This window comes from Herbaspirillum sp. GCM10030257 (assembly GCF_042666555.1).
Taxonomy (GTDB): domain Bacteria; phylum Pseudomonadota; class Gammaproteobacteria; order Burkholderiales; family Burkholderiaceae_D; genus Noviherbaspirillum.
This window is the reverse complement of record NZ_JBHTDH010000001.1, coordinates 313643-332552: the sequence shown is the minus strand read 5'-3', so window position 1 is coordinate 332552 and position 18910 is coordinate 313643. Positions and strand designations below refer to the sequence as shown.

The following is an 18910-nucleotide window of genomic DNA, read 5'->3' as shown; positions in this document are numbered from 1 at the left end:
CGGATCCTGAACGACAGCTCAGGCAACGCGCTTGCCTGAGCGCCGACGCAGTGCTGCATTCTGAGATTGCAGCATCTGGTCGATTGTCTCCGATGCATCGCGTGCCCGCTCCTGTGCCTCCTCTCCTTGCGGGAAGAATTCCGGGCAGCGATAGCTCAGCCATGCATAGGCCGAATATAACTTGCAGTCGTCTTCGACTTCCTGCAGGTTGCGCCGGCTCTCCATTCGTTCCAGTGCCTGCAGCCTGCTTTCCTGCCGGCGTGCCAGCGCCCTCGCCCAGCGCTGCCATGCTTCGTGCAGGATCGGGATACGAGAGGAAATGGGGACCAGCGAAAGCGTGAATTTGTCCTCAAGCGATAGTGGCAAGGTATCTAGCCACAGCGCCCGTTCAGACTGGTCTTCGGTGATACGCGGTGTGAAAAAGCCATCCGGCACATCAATGTTGTGCGCGAAGCGACGCAGCAATTTGGACAGTGACTGTTCTCCCGTTACCGAGGCAATCCGATTCAGGTGTTCGAGCGTCGGCGCGACGGAAAATCCCAGTGGCGGCACCGGCGGTGCTTTTTCCTGCAGCAGCGAACGGATGACGTAATGCGTCTGTTCATCATAGCCGGCAACGAAACCTTCTTCATGCACGCCGAAACGCCCTGCCCGCCCGGCGATCTGTTTGACCAGCGCCGCGCTGAGTTCTTCTTCCTCGATACCGTTGTATTTGATGGCGGTCGTCATCACCACACGCTGGATCGGAAGGTTCAACCCCATCGCGATCGCATCGGTGGCGACCACGATGTCAGCCGATCCGTCGCGGAAGCGAGCCGCCTGCGCGCGCCGGACTTCGGGAGAAAGATTGCCGTAGACCGTCGATACCGAAAGACCGATCTCGGTGATCAGGTCGCGCCACATCAGTACATCCCTGCGCGAGAAGGCGATGACCGCATCGCCCTTGCGCAGGTTTCGCAGCTTGCGAACAGCGGTGGCTTCCATGGTGAGCGGCGCCTTGCGCTTGAGCAGACGTATCTCCAGTGGACAATCAAGCCGCTGCGCCAGGGCTTCGATCGCACGCCGCGCTTCAGGCGCGCCGACCAGATAGATGGTCGCCGCCGGCGCGCCGCAAACGGCAGCGGTCCAGGCAGCGCCGCGATCCCGATCGGCCAGCATCTGGATTTCATCGATCACTGCCACATCGACCCGGGTGTTGGTGTCCAGCATTTCGACCGTGCTCGAGGTATGGGTGGCCCCCTCGACAAGACGACGCTCTTCGCCGGTGACGAGATTGACTTTCAGCGGTTCACCATCGCGTTCGACGGTCACGAGTCGCTCGTAGTTTTCCAGCGCCAGCAAGCGCAGTGGCGCCAGATACACGCCGGTCCTGGCGCGCGCCAATGCCTCCATCGCTTCATGCGTCTTGCCGGAATTGGTCGGTCCGAGCACGGCGATGATACGCCGCGGCAGACGCCGCGCGAGCTCAAAGGATTCCGGATATTCCGCGAGGTTGATGCTTTCCCGCGTGCGGGCCGCATGGCGCTCTTCCTGCTGCCGCTCAATCGCGTGTTCCAGCCTTTGTCCTATCCGGTCGAACACATGGTCGAAGGGCACGGCGCTTTCCTTGGTTTCGAGAGCATGCAGGAACTGCATCGGATCAAGACCATAATCGCGCGCTTCACTGCTCAGGCCTGCGACGAAGCGACAGACTTCCTGATGCAGTTTTTGCTGCGCCTGCGTATGCACGCGTTCCCGGACCAGTTGCAATTGCTTGTCCGGCCCCATGTTGCGCCACTTGCTGGTTTTTGCCAGTACACCATCGCCGGGCACAAGATCATAGGGCACGTTAAGACCATCGACTTCCGCGATACCTGTGTATCGCACCATGACGCGCCCTTCCAGCTTGACCAGTTCCGCGCCGACTGATTGCACATGCTGCTCCGCCGCCAAGGGATGCGCTGGCTGGCCTGTCGCCGTTGCCTCCTGTGACTGTTGTGGCTGTTGTGGCTGTTGTTCCTCTTGTGGATGGTGCAGCTGAGGGTTATCGGTTTCGGTCATGGAGATGGAGTCTGGATCGCGCTGGATTGGTATGGCAAAAAGGGCTTGGTTTTTATAGGACGCGGCGCTCGGCAACGGGTTCCATGCGAGGCACCGTCATGCTGTTTTGTGAGGCGCGAAAGCGGTAAACATGTGCAAGCATACCCTGTTGCAGACCCAAGGCGCGCAACGTTGCACCGGCGCGCCCGTTGCGTGCCGTTTCGACACATCGGCGCCGCCCGCCTACCTGCCTGATGTAGGCCGGTCTGAACACATCTCAGGTCGACAGCGGTGGTGTCGACGCCGGATAGCGGATGTTGACCCAGTTGACCTTTTCGCCGGTATCGAGGAGAACTGTTCCGAACGGTTCGGAATGTGAGGATTCGTTTCTCACACGTTCGTAAGCTTCGCGTGCCGCATACGGGTTTTGCGCATACATTGCAAACGATCCGAAGATCCAGGATTGGGACATTCCTCGCGGTAAGGGACGCATGGCTGCTGCGGAAAGGAGACTGATTGAATCTTGTATTCTGCGCTTTACGACGACGCAGTTCGGTATGGTGGCGAACACAACGGAGATAAATTTTGACTTTTCCCGTGCGATACATCCGGAGGCTCCCAATGTATCCGGTCGCTGAAACGGTTAGCGGGTGATCGTATGGCGGAATACGACGTCGAGGACACTGCCGGCGCATAAAAAAACCCGCGAACCTTGCGGTACGCGGGTTAAATCCAATTCAAGGAGAGTTGGAGGAGACAAGGCAAGATTAATGCAGCGCATCAAGTGTGTCTGCTTTCCTTTAGTGATAGCAGACATTCATGGCACGGATATGTGCGGTTTGTCTGCTCGTTGCTTCACCCTGCCAGTGCTGCCAGCTCGATGACTTCTAGCCCAGCCAGCGGCTGCGTCGGGTTGCCGACGAAAGCGGCACGGCTATATGGCTTGTCTTGCAGCCACGTTGCCGCAACCTGCTTCAGGCGGTCGGCCGTGCAGCGCAGAACGCCTTCCCGATATTGTTGGCGCATCTGTTCAGTAATCCCTTGCTGCTGTTGCTCCCAGGCCCACATCACGTTCCCATAGGGTGAGCGCGGTCGGTCGAGATTCTGGATGACGCAGATAATCGCTTCTTCGATGTTTTCCCGTTTTAGTTCCGCGCTCAACACCCATGCGATCGCACGCTCAAAATCCTGGTAGGTTGCGGCCAGGCGCGGGTCGCGATACGAGGTCATGGAGAACGTGCCGGTGGCTGGCGAGTAAAAAGCATTACCGCCGTACGCGCCGCCTTCTTCGCGTAGGGCTTGATGCAGAACGACATTTGTTAGCAGTTCACCAAGCACCGATAAGGCGGCCGCATCGGGGTGGGCCAGTGTCGGTGTCGGCCAGACTGCGAAACAGTGATTCACCTGGGCATCTGCGTGAACGGCGGCATTTGAGACGGACACAGGTGCTGCCGGGGCTTCATCGCCCGCCGTGCGGGTAACACTCTCCCCGCCCTGGGGTACGTGCAGCAGTTGCGCCAGTGCGTGGGCATCGGTTTCATCACCGGCAACGAACTGCACCGATGGCGAGGCAACGATGCTGGCATGCACTTCGGCAAGCCGTGACGCAATGTCTTTCAAGCCCTGTTCGGACTGTAGCTTCTCATGCAGCGTGCGGAAGAAGGCGAGTGACGAGACGCCTTTCACCTGGTCTTCGAAACGGCGCAGCGGCGACAGGGCCGCGGCCGCCGTATAGCGGGCGTAATCATCGCCTTCATCGGCAAGTCCGTCGCGAATATCCTGCACCTTGCTGTCGATCAGGAAGGCAAGGCGTTCCAGTTCGTCAAAGCGCGGCGACCTGATCGATTCGGACAGTACTTCGGCAATCGCGCGCTGCTCTTCGCGCAGACCTTTCGCATAGTAGTCGGCATGGATGCGCAGCATCCTGTCATCCTGCGCTTGCGACACCTGAAGATTGATATCGAAGAACGGCACCTGCTTATGCCGCCAGGCATCGGTTTCTTCATAAGTGCGCCCTGCTACGCCGAGTTCCGGCACCACTTCGACGTAAAGCTGCAACCAGGGCCATGCCTCTTCAGGCAGATGCGTAATGTCGTACAACACGCGTGCGTACGTAATGCCGTTCGAAGCGATCGGTGTGATGACCGTACCAGTGTGGTTTGGGGGAAGTGGATAGGCAGCTGGTGACGTCGCACTGACATCGCTGGGATGGATGCGCGGAAGCAAGTCGTTATTGACCGGTTGCCGTTGACGCTCGAGCAGGGCAACGGATTCCGTACGGATGCGCTCCTTTTCGCTTTCTGGCAAGGTCGCCTGCAGCGTGGCGAGACGTTCTTCTTCGATTTGCTTGCGCTTCTGGAAGTAGTCCGGATCGGGCAGGACACTGGAATCGAGGCGTGTCGTATTGGCCAGCAGTTCCTTCACCAGGCCCTTGAAGAATGCCGGGTCGGCGATGTCTTCCTGCATCTGCTGCAGAACGTCTTCACTGTCGAACGCATTCATGATGTCGCCACCGTACATTTCGTGTGGCATGGCACGTAGCAAGCGCTTGAGCAGGTGCGGCGTCGAGCCACCGCTGATTTCACGCTGATGAAAACGGATATCGCGCAGCGTGGCCTGCAATACGTCCGGCGAAACGCCTTCCTTCGCAGTTTGTTCCAATGCCTGCCAGATACGATCTCGTGCCTTGCCGACCTGTGCCTTGGTCAGGCCCTCCATGCCAAGGTGGAACACCATCTGGCGCCCTCCGGCGTCGGTACCATTCAAGGCTGACGGGCGGCCGAAGCCTGCCGACTCCATGGCGCGCATCAGTGGCGCCGCCGAGTTGCCGAGCAGGCCACCCTCCAGCAGTTCTGCGCGGTAATAAGCAACGGGGTTTACCGACTCGCCCATCAACCAGGCAATCTGTACTCCATGGTCGCGGCTGGGAATCTGCAGTTCCGCGGTTTCCGGGGCGGTCCAGGTGTCAGCCAACTCAGGCAGCAATCGCGGGCTGCGTCCGGACAGACGTGACAGCACACGCTCTTCAATAAGCGCCTGCACTTCGCGTGGATCGACGCCGCCGGCGGTCATGAAAACCGCCTGCGAAGGATGGTAATGCGATGCGTGAAACTCTTTGAGTGCCGTGTGCGTGAGCGAAGGAATATCAAGCGGGTCGCCGCCGGATTCTACCGCGTAGGTGGTACCGCGCATAAGGCGGGCGGCTATTCCGCTATCCAGCGCGCGTACCGGATCAGCGAATGCGCCCTTCATTTCGTTAAATACAATGCCTTGGTATGCGAGCTTGCCGTCTTCCAGTGCAAGGCGCCAGCCTTCTTGCAGAAAATCGAGGTAATCCAGCCGTGGGAAAAACGCGGCGTCGAGATACACGTCAAGCAAGTTGAAAAAATCTGTTTTGTCGGTACTTGCGAAGGGATACACGGTTTTATCCGAGTACGTCATCGCGTTCATGAAATGCGCGATGGAGCGCCGGGACATGGCGAAAAACGGATCCCGAACCGGATATCGGTCACTACCGCACAGCGCAAGATGCTCCAGAATGTGAGCGCGGCCGTCGCTGACATCGGGTACGGTAGGAAAACCGACCAGGAAAACCATCTCTGCGTCGTTGGTGGCAAGGTGAATATGCCGGGCGCCCGTCGTGCTGTCCTCGTACTCCTGTACTTCGGCCTGCATGGCGGGAATGTGTCTGCTGCGCAGCGTTTCAAATGTCATGATGAAAGCGGGTTACTAACATGGTGATATGAGGCATATGCTGTCGATGAACGTAACAGCATATATCTACAGGGAATGGAGCACAGCTTTAGGTTGCGCTTATTTGAACAAATTCAAGCCAGCCGCGATTTTGATGGTGTTAAACACCTGAGCATGGCTGCCCTAACCACGTAGGCCATGTTCCGAACTAACCGCCATTTTATCGTGTTCCGCCTTGCCAGGAATTGCGGCAAACATTTGCTTCTCATCTGGAAATACTACCCTACGGCATGTCGATCGAACTACGGTGATCAGGACTCTAGGCCCCTGTCGGCCTCAGCATATCGTAGCCAGTCCGTACTTGCCGCCGCCAGTTTTTTAGCCGATGCACTATCGGCGATGACGTCGGCACAATCCGCAAAGAACGCCTTGAGTTGATCGTATAGCGTACCGGGCGCAATTCCGTCTTTGGGATCAACAGCTTTTCGGTAAGGCTCGGACCAAGGAGCTTGTTTGCCAATATCGACTGCCTTCCCAAGCAGATGTGCGCCCCTGTTGTCAGGATGCAGCGGATCGGCATGCAAGCCGCGCGACTGAAGGTAAGCTTTCAGCAGGTCGATCAGGCTATTGTCGAGCACAAGATATCTTATTCGCTGCTTAGGACCAGATCCGACCTTTACACGCCATGTTGCTGGTGTGGCCTGTCCCTGATCCGACGCTGTAATGTGTTGTAGGTCGTCGACTCGTAGCGTTACCGCATCTGAAAGTCTTAGCGATGTGGCTTCAATAAGCCGTAAGCCAAACTGGAGTCGGCGGTTTGCTGATGTGTCGGGCAGTGCGGAAAGCCGGTCGTGCAGGAATCGCCATTGATCACGACTCAAACGACGTTGAAGCTGTTGCGTTCGTGGTTCGCTGGCGGCCGAGGTATGTCTAATGCTAGTCCAGGGGTTATGTTGCAAGTAGCCCGTATCGACCAGAAAACTGAACAGGCTTTTCAAAACTGTTGCAGCGTGTCGGCGCGCAGCGCCCGAAAGTGGGCCTTCGAAAGGGCGCCACAATGGACTCCACTTTCCGCGGCCTCTTGGACCACACCATACGTCGGTGGGCTTCGGATCGCTTAAAAATTGCAGATAGGCCTCGCAATCTTCCGCAGTCATGGAAGACAGGGCCGTTTTCCTCTGAACGACAGCCCATAAAAGCAGGCGTTCAGCTTCCTTCAAATATGCCCGCTGGGTATGCGTGAGCGGCACGCTCTTGCTGTTCGACGTATCTGGAGAGTCTGCATTGTGAATCTCGGCAGCGCTTCCGTGGTGCTCCGTTCGCCTTGCAGTCCCTCCTTTTGCGTCTATCCACGCATGTACCGCTGCGAGATCATGGTCGGCCGTAATCCTGCATTCCGCTTGCGGCAAGCGATTGTGGCCGTTTCGCCCGTCCAGTGCGGCCGGGATGATCAATTTTTCCAAAGGAACGATTGCGGTGGTCGGTGCAACAATCCCGGCCAGCTCCGTTGGCTGAAGTGCGTTGCGGCGTTTCAGCACATGCTCACCAATGGACAATCCGAGTGTAGCCTCATGCGCGCGCAACCATGAAACAATACGTTCAGCTTTTCCCTGGCCAATCGCACGGACCGACGCTGCCCAGCGATAGCCAATGCCGTTAATTCTGTCGACCAGTTGTCGTAAGGTATTAATGCCGGATTTTTCAAGATGCGCTGCGAGGTCTGGATTCAGCCAGGTAGCAATCGGGTCATCAGGCTGTGGCGGTTGCACCGCCAGCTCTTCCAACCAGCGGATAGCGTCGAGTTGCCGGACGATCAGCCGCCTGCGTCGTGACTGGTTGGGTTGAACATTACCGTAACGACTTTGATAATGTTCGATCTGTTCTGCCTGTGAAAAGTCTTCCAGTCCATGTTCAGCTGCAAAATCTTCCAGTGAAGGAATTTTTTCGGCTTTGTCATCGATGACGTTTGCGTCAATCTGAATCAGCCTGGCGATGCCATGACGCTCGCTTCGGCGGGCAGCGGCGGCAAATTCGTCACGAATCCATTGAATGGTGCGACGGACGTTACGGATGTCGTCGTGCTCGCCTTCCATGCGCAAGTAACGATTCCAGCTATCGCGTGTGTCGAGTCCTTGAACCACTGCCCGCATGAAGGCGAAATGTCCCATGTGAAGTCGTCGGGCTCCGGGCAGTTGTGCCTGTGCTGCCGGCGAGAGTTTACGCGTTGGTATGGCGTTGGTTTCTCTGATGGGCTCGGGGAGAACAGGATGAGATGGCATAGAGGCTGACAGTTGATGACTAAGTGCTGCATGTGCAGTGTCGCATCATTATCATTGATCGTAAAAAATGTTGCAAGTAGACAGTATCGGTAGGCCCTCTCATCGGTTTTCCTTCAAATTCAAAGGCTTAGTGCGAGATTATTTGGTCTTGGTCGTTCAGTCCCTAACCCGGTGCTGTTCCTTGACTGATGTGGAGCGCTATAAAAGAAGAGCGCTGGTATCGAGCTGATGTCAGCATAAGTAGGACTAGTTCGGTCCTACAACCTAAAGAACGAGATTCACAGATTTTTTATCGCCAAGGCACACTGGTCGTCGATAGTTCTGCTATTGACGACCAGTGCAATGCGGATAAGCGGGAATTGATGCCATGTCATATTGCGTTATGGACCGGGATTGGAGCCGGTGTAGGACATCGCGCACAGGAGGTCCACACTGTTTTAGCAAAGAACTTTTTAACCATATTTGCTGGTATTGCTGCGTTACCTGCAATATCGATCGACAGAGGGACAGTGCGAATCCATGGTGAGAACTTTTGGGAACGACGCGTTTTGTAGGCAGAATGGGCTTAATCGCTAGGTGAGAACTTTTGGGTTAGCTCTAGAACGCGTAGATTTCCTGTTGGGATCTTTACACGCTTGTACGGTACAACTATAAGCCCTTGATTCAAATATGTTCGGCTCAAACGCTATCATTTATCGAACGTGGTTTCCCATAAAAATGAGATAAGTAAAGCTTTTTAATTGGGAGAACGTAAGCGGGCATTTAGGAAAGGTGAGAGGTTTTGGGAGCATGTTACCTCACTGATTTTTCCGCGAAAGTGTGTTGATAAGCTGTGAAAAGGTTATGCGGTTCGGCTTTCCGCATCGGGTGAATACGCTGGGACGTGAGTAAGTAATTGATCTACAGCTTTTTATCTACAGCTTTTTACCTAGAGGTAGATCAGTACCCAACTGTAAAACTCGCATGTTTCATCACTACGCTTCTATCCTGCAAGATGGAGTTTAGTTCTGCGCTCCGTTGTTGGAGCATTTCGGCATGCAGGTAGCGGCACTTTCTGCCCTGTTGCGCGTGGTCTTCTCGGTTCCGCCGAGTAGACCTGGTTAAGCTGATTGAGTCACGGCCTGAATCACCGCTTCACGTTGAAAGCTTCTGACATGAATGCGACAGCCTGGGTCAAGTTCTTAGCCCAAGTGCTCCAATGCCGCTCCGCTTCCCGTCTATGTTGAGTCCCGTACAAAACCAAATCTGACACAAATTAGTCCGCGCCCAATTTGATACGCTTTCGTAAGCGACCTCTAGCATGGCTTTTTCCACCACCTATTTCGAGCGATTCGCAAATATGCGTCATCTATACGCGAAGCAGTCTTATCCTCAACAGTAGGACAAAGAAGCTTGATTCACACAGGCTACTGTCGGCTTGGCTATTGAGATAACCATGCTTGCGACAGCTACTATTTGTCGGGAGCGCCGGTCATTTGGAAACCATTTTCACTGAAAATGAGGCCTATTGGCAGTCATGAGATTTCCACGTACCAAATTTTTCATGAAGATGGCTGCTCTAAGAGAACACTAGTGAACTCTGATGTGGAGTCGGTTTACTGAAAAGTCAATCGCTTGGTGTGCAAGCAAGGACGTCGGGCACACCAGACACTACCGATCTTGCCTGCGGATGCTGTGCAAACCAAGGCGATGGAACAACCGTATTAGAACCGCAATGGCACGTAGGTGCTTGCGAACAGGCTCACGGTCTTAGAAGGCTAATCTTTGAGGCTCGCTTGAGATTCGCTTTGCGTGCTTCAATGTTCGCATGCCAGTCATGTGTTCTGTCTGCCGCATTGTAGTGTGCCCTTGAATCCAACATCACCGAAGATCATGGAAGTCAAACTTCAGTAACGCTGAAGATTTCCGATATTCATTGAAAATTCGCAGCGGAAATCCGGCCGTTTGGTCCGTTATGGCCAACATGTATGTCATTACAGAGTATGGGCTCTGACACTTCTATGTACGTCGATGGAGACTGAAATATGTAATAGCCTCAGATGATTCGGTGAGAATATTTGGGATGACCTTGCTTTGTCATCTTAGTGATCTTGTACTGTACAAGGGCGCACGATCCAGCAAAGGACGCAAGGTTTATCCATAGGAGCGCTAATTGCCAGCAACCAAGCCCGGGCCAGTCTTGGAGTTTGCGCGGAAGACATCTACAGGGTTGTACCGTACAAGTTCGCTCTGTTAGTAACGGTTCCGAGAAGAAGGGAAATAACCACTCGTTTGCAAGCGACCCCAAAAACAAGGAAACGGCAGACGAAAAAAAAGGAGTTGTACAGTACAACTCCCTTGCTCTCATAGAACCAAGCAGTTAGGAAGCAAACATCGTCCTAATGTATGCTGTCAGTGCTTCAGGCATGTCTCCCTTGAGCACACCTTTTGAAAACTGCACCGTGACACGTCCGCCCGTAGTCGATACTCTAGCCACCAATTTTCCATCGACAACAATTTCTTCAACATTGGGGGAATTCCCAACTTGCCCACATAACAGTTCGAAGACCTCTTTCGGTGCCTGTGCCATCTCCCGGTTTTCGGCCAGTTCTTTTGCGCGCGCAAGCACCCCTTCCGGGTCACTTTGCAGCGCGTCGTTAAGTGTCTTTGCCCAGCGATACTGCAAATCCAGGGGGGACGGAAAAGCCTGAACCACCGCTTCTGGCAAGTCGGCAAGCCGAAGCGCTTTACTTAAATTACCCGGGTCCACTCCCACTTCCTTAGCCAACTGATCTTGCGAGGAAAATAGTTGTTCATTTAACGCACGGCGATACATGACACCCTGTTCCCATGGGGACAAATCAGCGCGGGTACGATTTTCCCTATCCATCTCTTTGAACAGGTCCTGATCGCTGACCTCTTCTACCAGCGCTAGTACAGGCAACCCTAATTCCTGACATGCACGATGGCGACGATGTCCAAATACAACCTCATACTGCTCGACCTGCCCCTTTACAGGGCGCACTTTGATCGGCTGGACATTTCCCCCAGCTTCCGCAATCTCGTCCTTTAGCGCCTTGAACCCGACAAGATCATAGCTACGAACATCCCGATTCGCCCATTTGGAAGGAACAATCTTATCGGCATCGAGAAGCTTTACAGGCAGGACACCTTCAAATTCTTTTAGCCGGGCTTCAAGAACTGCCAGCTTTTCATTGCTTTCCTTCATTAAAGAGTTAACCATCAACATTTGGCCAGGGCCGGTGCGCAACGGGGCTGCACCAGTTCCACCGTCAGTTTTCCCTGGTACGAGAAGCCCCTCCGTCTTCTTCGCCAAACGATCCTTAATCGACATCTCCGCCTCCTTAAGCTAACTGGGACATCCAGGAATTTCGGATCGACACTTCTACAAGGTCGTTCACTCTGTCATAGGCGTCACGCGCCCGGCTATAAGTTTTCATGCTGCCGTCGTAACGGCTAATGTCATACACCGTGCCAAACTCCGCAGAACTTGACGACGTGACTGCAGTTTTCGGGATCTCCACGGGTAAAACCTTTTCAGCGTACGTTGCCGAAATCCATGAGCGCACCACATCACTCGCAACATCCGATGAATCGACACGTGCGAGTAGCACATGGATAAAATCGAATGTCTTGCTGATTCCAGCGCTTTCGACGAGGTTAGACGCCAGGTCACTGAATAAACTCCAAAACTGGGCGGAGCTCGCGAAATCCAAGGCATTTGGTGGCAGCGGAACCATCAACCCGTCTGCCGCCATGAATGCATTGATCGTCACATAGGACAACGAGGGTGGTGTATCGATGATGATAATGTCGTAATCATCCCGGACATCTTCAAGCCCAAGATTCAATACGTCCCAGAATTGAAACTCAGGGTCTTTCATTTGACGTGAAGGCAGCACAAATTCTGCGGAAAACAAGCTTGCTGACGCTGCGACCAGATCAATTCCATCCCAATACGTCGACTGAATAGAAGGTCGAATCGATGTTGTGTCACCGTACACGAGCGGTGCGATAGTCTGTTCCTCCGACACTTCGGTATCCGGCATGATGCCGAACAGAGTAGTTAGCGAGCCTTGTGGATCCGCATCGACCACCAAGACTTTATGCCCGCGTAAGCTCAACCCCTGTGCCATCACCATTGCCGTGGTTGTCTTGCTCACACCACCTTTGAAGTTTCCCACTGCAAGCGTGATTGCGCGCGCGCCTTCGGGACGTAAGTAAGCTGCTCTGTATTGTTGAACCCAAACACGCGCTTCCTGTAGTGAAAACTCCCTGCGCGAACCTTTGTCATTCAGCTGGCCTGCCGGCAAATCACCTTTGCTGATACGATAAGCGACCTGTCCTTTATCAATTCCACACAAGCTAGCCAGTTGCGTTAGCGAAAATACCGGTGGGTTCTTGTTGGCGTTTGGTGCCAGCATCCTGGATCGAATCTGATTCACCATCTGAGCCGCGCGCTCAGCTTGATCCACAATGTCGCTTATATGTATCTTCTGCGCATTCGTAACCGTCGGTGCGATCATAGTTTTCCCGTAAGTTTCAAAGTAATTCAGTATTTTACGTTATAGACCTATTTCTCGGTAACCACAAATTTTGTGGAAATTCATATTTTTTTCAAAATCCGTAAAATTTCTGAGGTTTACGTAGCAGTTTCACCTGCTATCAGGCAAATGCCGCTAAAAGAATATGAAAAACCTATAACTTCTATAACATCTAAAGGATGCAATTTCCTATTTATAATCAATAACTTATGAAGGTTTGGGTGAGAACATTTGGTTGCCTAGGTGAGAGATTTTGGGATGATAGGTGAAAGCCCTTGGGATGCAAGGTGAGTAGTTTTGGGAGCTGAGGTGAGTGGATATGGGCATGGGCACCGAAACGGCCACCCGTCAGGGAGAGCGGATAGGAAAATCCTTTCGGTGAGAACTTTTGGGAACAAAAGGGAGAGTGAGCTCGTACTGTTCTCACCTTGATTCTTGAAACAATCTCAAACCGGAGTGAAGGTGAGTTTGCTTTTCATTTGGACTCACTATAGACTTCGGTAAACAGTACAACTGGTTAATACCATGGCGGAGACCGCAAGCCCAACGAAGCGAAGTCGTAGCAGCAAACCTGCCGAGCATGATTATCTGCTGCGCAAACCCGTTAACACGCTCGCGATCGTCCCCAAGTCAGAAAAGATCACTGTTACCGCCCGCAAAATCTATAACGTCATGCTGCAGTACGCACAGCGGCAAGGCGTCGAGAAAGAGCGCTATCGCGCAAGGCTCTCCGAAATTGCGATTGGCATCGACTTCAATTCCAATAACACGGAAGTCATCAAGCAATACTTCCGGCAAATGGCCACCACCGGTGTCGAATGGCAATCACCGACCACAGGTGAAGGTGCACGCTGGAGCATTTCGGCGCTGATCGCCCATGCCGATTTGATCCAGCGTGGTAACGAGTTGACCCTTGAGTGGAGTTACGCTCCCAACATCAAGCAAGAATTGCTTGACCCTCAGCGCTTCGCCAAAATGTCGCTGCAAGTACTGGCAGCGCTGAATACGATGGCGTCGCTCGTGCTTTATGAGATCTGCTGCCGTTATGCTGATAATCCCGGCGGATTGACCGCGCGACAGGCTTGGGCCTGGTGGCGACCGGTACTCACCGGCGCGCCCGACAGTCCCGCGAGCGCCTACCAGGAATACAAGATCTTCAATCGGGATGTCGTAAAGAAGGCGGTCAAGAAGGTCAATGAAGTCACCGACCTCGAAATCGAACTGATCGAACATAAGAGCGGACGCTCGGTACAGGATCTGCAGTTCAAGGTGCGCCGTAAGCATCCGCAACTCGGCCTTGCGGAGCGTCCGATCGAGCCGGTTGACCTCAAGACCATCGGTAATATCATCCGTGCCGGCATCCCTCAGGACCGTGCGGAAAAGCTGCTATTGCGCTATGGCGCCAAGGCGGTCGATGAAGCAATTGCGGTGATGAACGAGCGCCATCGACGTACCAATATGGAGCCGGTCCGCACCCCTGAGAAATACCTGACTGCCATCCTGCAGTCCGGACAGTTTGGTGCTGAAAAGCCGGCCGCTGCTCCGATGCGTAAAACTTACGACACCAAAGCTGAGCGCATGAAGCTCATCGAGCAATTCATGGCGATGAAGCGGACTCAGCTCAACGAAATGTTCCAGGAAATGCCGGAGGCCGATCAAGCTGAATGGATCGCTCGGTTCGAGCGCGAAGCCTTGCCGGTATCCGGTGCCATCCGCAAGGCTTTCCAGAGTAAGGGCATTGCCAGCCAGATCGTGCGCCCGGTGTTCCTGAAATTTCTTGGCAATGCCGTTTGGGAAGATGGATGGGAAAAGCCGTCCGATTACGAACTGACCGACCTTGCGATACGGATGAAGAACGAACAGCAGGTTTTGGCAGACCAGCGTTACCCCAACAAGGGCCGGGTAGATCTGGGGGTCATCAAGGGTTGATGTCTTGCTTTACCGATGATGAGATGCATTCTGCAGTCTGAGGCACTGTCATCCCGACGGTATCGTCGATGCTGTGCTGCGGGAAAATTACCTCGGCCTCGCCTGGTCCAATCAGGGTCAAAGTGCGTTAGCCGGCTTGTCGCCGCTGCTTCATGGTAGGATTCGTTCCACGCTAGGGGTCCCGGAGCATACTGTCTGCGGGTGAGAAAAACCCTCCGTACCTGATCTGGATAATGCCAGCGTAGGGAAGCGCAAAGACACATTACTTTGTTTGCTCCGTCGCTGGCTCCGTATTGACTGCGAACGAACCAAACATGTCCACACCGACCACCCGTTTCCCCCTTCTTGTCCTTTCGGCCGTGCAAGCCCTGGCTGTTCCGCTCGCCGCGCGCGCCCAGCAACCCGATACCGTGCTGCCGGCCGTATCGGTGTCGGCGCCGCGCGTTGCCGGCGACAACGCCGCCGTTTCGGCGATCGGCGGTTTTGGTCAGCTACCGTTGCAAGAAACGCCTGCCTCCATCACCGTCATCACCAACGAGCAGATGCGTGAACGCGGAGTGCGGCAGACTACCGACATTACCCGACTCGACGCCAGCGTCAACGAATCCTACAATGCGGTCGGGTACGCAGAACAATTCTCCATTCGAGGCTTCGCCCTCGACAACACGGCAAGCTATCGCAAGGATGGGCTCGAAATCTCCGCCGACGCATCGATACCCTTGGAAAACAAGGAGCGCATCGAAATACTGAAAGGCCTTGCCGGCCTGCAGGCAGGAATCGCCACGCCGGGTGGCATTCTTAATTACGTCACCAAGCGTCCGACCAACGATCCTTTGCGGTCGGTGATCATCGAAGCGCGCGAGCGCGGCACGCTGTATGGCGCACTCGACCTTGGCGGCCGCTCCGACGACAAGCGCTTTGGCTATCGTATCAACGCTGCCGCCGAAAAGCTGCGCTCCTATGTGCGCGGCGCCGATGGCGAGCGCGAGTTCGTCTCGGGCGCATTCGACTGGAGACTGACGCCGCAGGCCTTGCTGCAACTCGATGTCGATTACCAGCACAAGTCGCAGCTTACTGCGCCCGGTTTCCAGTTGATCAACGGAACCGATTTGCCGACCGGCGTATCGGCGCGCACCATGCTCAACAACCAGCCGTGGAGCAGGCCGGTGAAAACCGACAGCGCGAACGTCGGTTTGCGTTTTGAATACCAACTCAATCCGGACTGGACAACGTCGGTCGCGGTCAATCGCAATACTTTGCGGCGCGACGACTTCGCTGCATTTCCCTTCGGATGCGCCAGTGCCGGAATCTTCGCGGGGTTTTGTGCAAACGGTGACTATGACGTCTACGATTACCAAAGCGAAAATGAAAGAAAATCCCTGCTTGCCACGCAGGCTATGATCCAGGGAAAGTTCATGGCCGGCAGGATGCAGCATGAACTGGTTGCGGGCGTCTCCGGCCTGCGTCGTCGTGAAAAATTCGGTGACTGCGTCTACGGTAGCGTCGATTGTCTGGGAAGTGCACCGAATGGAACAAGCAATCTCTATACGCCCGTTGCAGTACCTGCTTCGGCAATATCAACCGGGCCAGTCTTGCTGAGGCGCAGCGACGATGAACATTCCGTATTCGCGCGCGACGTCATGTCACTCAACGACGCATTGAAATTGCATGCCGGCGCTCGCTACGTTCGCATCGATCGCCATCAATTTGACGAAAATGGCAACGCAAGAAGTGCCTTCGACAAGGGTTTTCTGCTTCCCAATGTCGCGCTGGTGTATAGCCCGAATCAGACGCTAAGTATGTACGGGTCCTTCGCTGAAGGTCTCGAGCATGGTGGGATTCCCGCAAACTTTACTAACAATGCTAACCAGGCGCTTGATCCGGCTAAATCCTATCAAGTTGAGTTTGGTACAAAAGCGCGTCTTGTCGATGGTTGGAATTTGAACGCGGCCGTTTTCCAGATCCGGAAACCGCTTGAATTCCTGAACGCATCCAATACCTACGTGCGCCAAGGCGAAGCCGAGCATCAGGGCATCGAACTTGGCCTGCAAGGCCAGGCGACGCGCAACCTCACCCTGGGCGCAAGCCTGACCGCCCTGCACAGTCGTCAGGAAAACACCGGCGATCCGACTCTGGACGGTAAACGCGTCACCAATGTCCCTAAACTCAAGTCGCTTGTCTATGCCGATTACACTATCCCCAAGATCTCCGGACTGTCCCTGAACGGTAGCTGGCATTACGCGTCGAACAAGGCCTTTAGTCCGGACAACAGCGTAACGGTCCCCGGGTATCACGTGTTCAACGTCGGCGCACACTACCTCACGCGAGTAGCGGGAATGTCCACGACGATCCGCTTTGGTATCGATAACGTGACGGACAAATTTTACTGGCGTGACGTTACCCAGTCACTCGGCGGTTACCTCTTTCCTGGTGCGCCGCGCACTTTCAAGCTGTCGGCCCAGTTCGACTTCTAGATCGGAATCCGCTCTACGAGTGTTGAAAGGGATGCAGTAGCCGGATCACCTGCTGCATCCTTTCCTGCTCCGTACCTTGCACCAGGGTATAAGGCATTCCGAGTTGCGTCAGCGCTTCCAGCAATTTTTCGTGCAGCTGCTGACGCACCGCTTCTGATTCACGCTGCAAACCATCCGCAACCCAAGGCGTATCCGGCGCTGTCACCAGGGTCAGGTGATAGGATCGATCACGCGCCATCTTCGCAAGTTGAGGGTCGACGCGTCCCCAGTAAAAGCAACTGTACAGTGCAGTCATCAATGGCGTCGTATCGCAAAACAGCAACGTGCCGGTAGACCTGGCCACCAGGTCTTCGCGTTCTACTTGTGTACGGGCAATCACGATCTGCTCTTCCTCGCGCGGCGTACGGCCCTGCAACTCGACAAACTCACGTAAATATTCCGGCACCCAACTGCTGCGGTAATGCCGCGCAAGCGCCGCGGCGAGGGTGGACTTGCCGGTGGATTCGGCGCCAAGAATGGCAATGCGAAGGGGCGGCTTCATGGATTGCGGCGTGTATCCATCGTATCTATCGCTTCACGCTGCCACGACATCCGGCCTCCGGTTCCAGGCACGCAGGCCGACCCAGGCGAGCACGACAAACAAGGCATACAAGACGGCCGTCAGCATCAGGTTCTTGTACACATACAATCCGACATAGAGCAGATCGACGACAATCCACACATGCCAGTTCTCGATCTTTTTGCGTGCAAGCAGCACCTGGCCGACCAGGCTGCCCGCCGTGAGAAAGCCATCGATATACGGAACGTCGGTATCCGTGTAGGACTTGAGAAATAGCGAGAGCAGAACGAAGCCTGCGGCCCATGCCGCCAGCGCCCACCAGCGGCCCGCCACAGACAAACGCGAGACCCGCAATCCAGTGTCGGTTCCCCGGCCTCGCAGCCATTGATACCAGCCCCAGGCGGAAGTCGCGATGAACACCCATTGCAAGCCCATGTCGCCATACAAGCGAGCGCCATAGAACACGACGGCATAGGTCGCCGATGACGCGATGGCGAACAGCCATGCCCAGTGGACCAGGCGGATGTCGAGGACTACGGTCAACATGGCGAGCAGGAAGGACACCAGTTCCAGCGGCGTTGTGGAAAAAACGGACAACACTATGGGATCGTTCATGCAGCAGCAGGTAATCGGTATGGGTTTTCCATCGGCGCCCGCCCGGATGGATAAAGGGCTTCGTATATTAAACGATAGTAGTCATCAGTGCGCCGTGACCAAGATGTGAACACTGCTTTTTGTGGAACCGCGCACCGCCAACCCAAGCATGACGGAATAACAATGCAAACCTGAAATTTCCGCGACCAATCTTAATCTACAGCAAAGCCGCTACGGAAAGATGATTTAATATAGATCAATTGTGTACTGATGCACCGAGCGGGCAGGATAGCGCTCAACTCGTTCAACTTTATGGCTACAACTACCAATTCACCCCTTCACGCCCTGATTGTTGAAGACAATTGCGACCTCGCCCGCTTATTCGGCGATCTGCTCGAAGTCCTCGGCTGTACGGTTCAGATTGAATGGAATGCTGCAACTGGATTGCGCGCGGCCTTCGAGAGTCCGCCCGACCTCGTGTTCTGCGATCTGACCATGCCGGGTGAAAAAAATGGTTTTGACGTGGCCCGCGAGATCCGGTCCAACCCTCGGCTCGACCAGACCTGGCTGATTGCCGTGACTGGATACGATACGCCCGAAACACATACCCGCGCCCGTGAAGCCGGGTTCGATCGTGTATTTTCCAAGCCCGTGAAGTTTGCGCAGATCCAGGCGGTACTCGAAGATGTGCGGCGGGCCGATCGTCAGCTTTCCGCCACGGGTTCCGTGGGCACATCAATACCGTCGGCACCGACTGACCTGAAACCTCTCAACTGATAAGCGGGCCTGCCTATACTGTAGAGGGATGACTGCCCTGCG

Annotated in this window: 11 protein-coding genes and 1 riboswitch; of the genes, 3 read left to right on the top strand and 8 right to left on the bottom strand. The window is 54.8% G+C overall.

Translation table 11 applies throughout. From position 1 onward, the window contains the following. Window positions 1–18: 18 nt before the first annotated feature. From ACFQUU_RS01485 to ACFQUU_RS01460, 6 genes are all read right to left on the bottom strand, one after another. A complete protein-coding gene (locus ACFQUU_RS01485; protein ID WP_382241585.1) occupies window positions 19–2040 on the bottom strand; it encodes a helicase-related protein in 2022 nt (673 codons plus the stop codon). 256 nt (window positions 2041–2296) lie between these two features. After that, complete coding sequence (locus ACFQUU_RS01480; protein WP_382241583.1) at window positions 2297–2491, bottom strand: hypothetical protein; 195 nt, start codon at window positions 2489–2491, stop codon at window positions 2297–2299. A 383-nt stretch (window positions 2492–2874) separates the two neighbouring features. Beyond that, window positions 2875–5733 (bottom strand): insulinase family protein, encoded by a 2859-nt coding sequence (locus tag ACFQUU_RS01475; protein ID WP_382241580.1) that lies wholly within the window; start codon window positions 5731–5733, stop codon window positions 2875–2877. Between the two features lie 290 nt (window positions 5734–6023). Continuing rightward, window positions 6024–7880 (bottom strand): phage integrase family protein, encoded by a 1857-nt coding sequence (locus ACFQUU_RS01470; protein ID WP_382241577.1) that lies wholly within the window; start codon window positions 7878–7880, stop codon window positions 6024–6026. 2470 nt (window positions 7881–10350) lie between these two features. Then, entirely contained in the window at window positions 10351–11325 is a 975-nt protein-coding gene (locus tag ACFQUU_RS01465; protein ID WP_382241574.1) for a ParB/RepB/Spo0J family partition protein, read from the bottom strand. Between the two features lie 10 nt (window positions 11326–11335). Continuing rightward, window positions 11336–12517 (bottom strand): AAA family ATPase, encoded by a 1182-nt coding sequence (locus ACFQUU_RS01460; protein ID WP_382241571.1) that lies wholly within the window; start codon window positions 12515–12517, stop codon window positions 11336–11338. Window positions 12518–13060: 543 nt separating this feature from the next. Here ACFQUU_RS01460 and ACFQUU_RS01455 point away from each other — a divergent pair. Together ACFQUU_RS01455 and ACFQUU_RS01450 are read left to right on the top strand one after the other, a co-directional pair. Then, on the top strand, window positions 13061–14464 hold the full coding sequence (locus tag ACFQUU_RS01455; RefSeq protein ID WP_382241569.1) for a replication initiation protein: 1404 nt from the start codon (window positions 13061–13063) through the stop codon (window positions 14462–14464). Window positions 14465–14628: 164 nt separating this feature from the next. Next, window positions 14629–14729, top strand: a riboswitch (TPP riboswitch). Between the two features lie 49 nt (window positions 14730–14778). Further along, on the top strand, window positions 14779–16938 hold the full coding sequence (locus ACFQUU_RS01450; RefSeq protein ID WP_382241567.1) for a TonB-dependent siderophore receptor: 2160 nt from the start codon (window positions 14779–14781) through the stop codon (window positions 16936–16938). 13 nt (window positions 16939–16951) lie between these two features. On the opposite strand, the gene ACFQUU_RS01445 is transcribed toward ACFQUU_RS01450, so the two are convergent. Both ACFQUU_RS01445 and pnuC read right to left on the bottom strand, forming a co-directional pair. Continuing rightward, window positions 16952–17479 carry an AAA family ATPase gene (locus ACFQUU_RS01445; protein ID WP_382241564.1) on the bottom strand — a complete coding sequence of 176 codons (528 nt, stop codon included), beginning with the start codon at window positions 17477–17479 and terminating at the stop codon, window positions 16952–16954. Window positions 17480–17512: 33 nt separating this feature from the next. Beyond that, the gene (pnuC, locus tag ACFQUU_RS01440; protein WP_382241561.1) at window positions 17513–18112 is read right to left on the bottom strand and encodes a nicotinamide riboside transporter PnuC; all 600 of its coding nucleotides are present in this window, start codon (window positions 18110–18112) and stop codon (window positions 17513–17515) included. Window positions 18113–18403: 291 nt separating this feature from the next. Between pnuC and ACFQUU_RS01435 the strand changes: the two genes are divergently transcribed. Next, window positions 18404–18868, top strand: coding sequence for a response regulator (locus ACFQUU_RS01435; RefSeq protein WP_382241558.1), 465 nt, complete (start codon window positions 18404–18406; stop codon window positions 18866–18868). Window positions 18869–18910 lie beyond the last annotated feature (42 nt).

Coding starts and splice junctions, on each gene's coding strand:
- ACFQUU_RS01460 (WP_382241571.1), bottom strand. CDS start 12,517: ATGATCGCACCGACGGTTACGAATGCGCAGAAGATACATATAAGCGAC.
- pnuC (WP_382241561.1), bottom strand. CDS start 18,112: ATGAACGATCCCATAGTGTTGTCCGTTTTTTCCACAACGCCGCTGGAA.
- ACFQUU_RS01485 (WP_382241585.1), bottom strand. CDS start 2,040: ATGACCGAAACCGATAACCCTCAGCTGCACCATCCACAAGAGGAACAA.
- ACFQUU_RS01475 (WP_382241580.1), bottom strand. CDS start 5,733: ATGACATTTGAAACGCTGCGCAGCAGACACATTCCCGCCATGCAGGCC.
- ACFQUU_RS01465 (WP_382241574.1), bottom strand. CDS start 11,325: ATGTCGATTAAGGATCGTTTGGCGAAGAAGACGGAGGGGCTTCTCGTA.
- ACFQUU_RS01455 (WP_382241569.1), top strand. CDS start 13,061: ATGGCGGAGACCGCAAGCCCAACGAAGCGAAGTCGTAGCAGCAAACCT.
- ACFQUU_RS01470 (WP_382241577.1), bottom strand. CDS start 7,880: ATGGGACATTTCGCCTTCATGCGGGCAGTGGTTCAAGGACTCGACACA.
- ACFQUU_RS01480 (WP_382241583.1), bottom strand. CDS start 2,491: ATGTCCCAATCCTGGATCTTCGGATCGTTTGCAATGTATGCGCAAAAC.
- ACFQUU_RS01450 (WP_382241567.1), top strand. CDS start 14,779: ATGTCCACACCGACCACCCGTTTCCCCCTTCTTGTCCTTTCGGCCGTG.
- ACFQUU_RS01445 (WP_382241564.1), bottom strand. CDS start 17,479: ATGAAGCCGCCCCTTCGCATTGCCATTCTTGGCGCCGAATCCACCGGC.
- ACFQUU_RS01435 (WP_382241558.1), top strand. CDS start 18,404: ATGGCTACAACTACCAATTCACCCCTTCACGCCCTGATTGTTGAAGAC.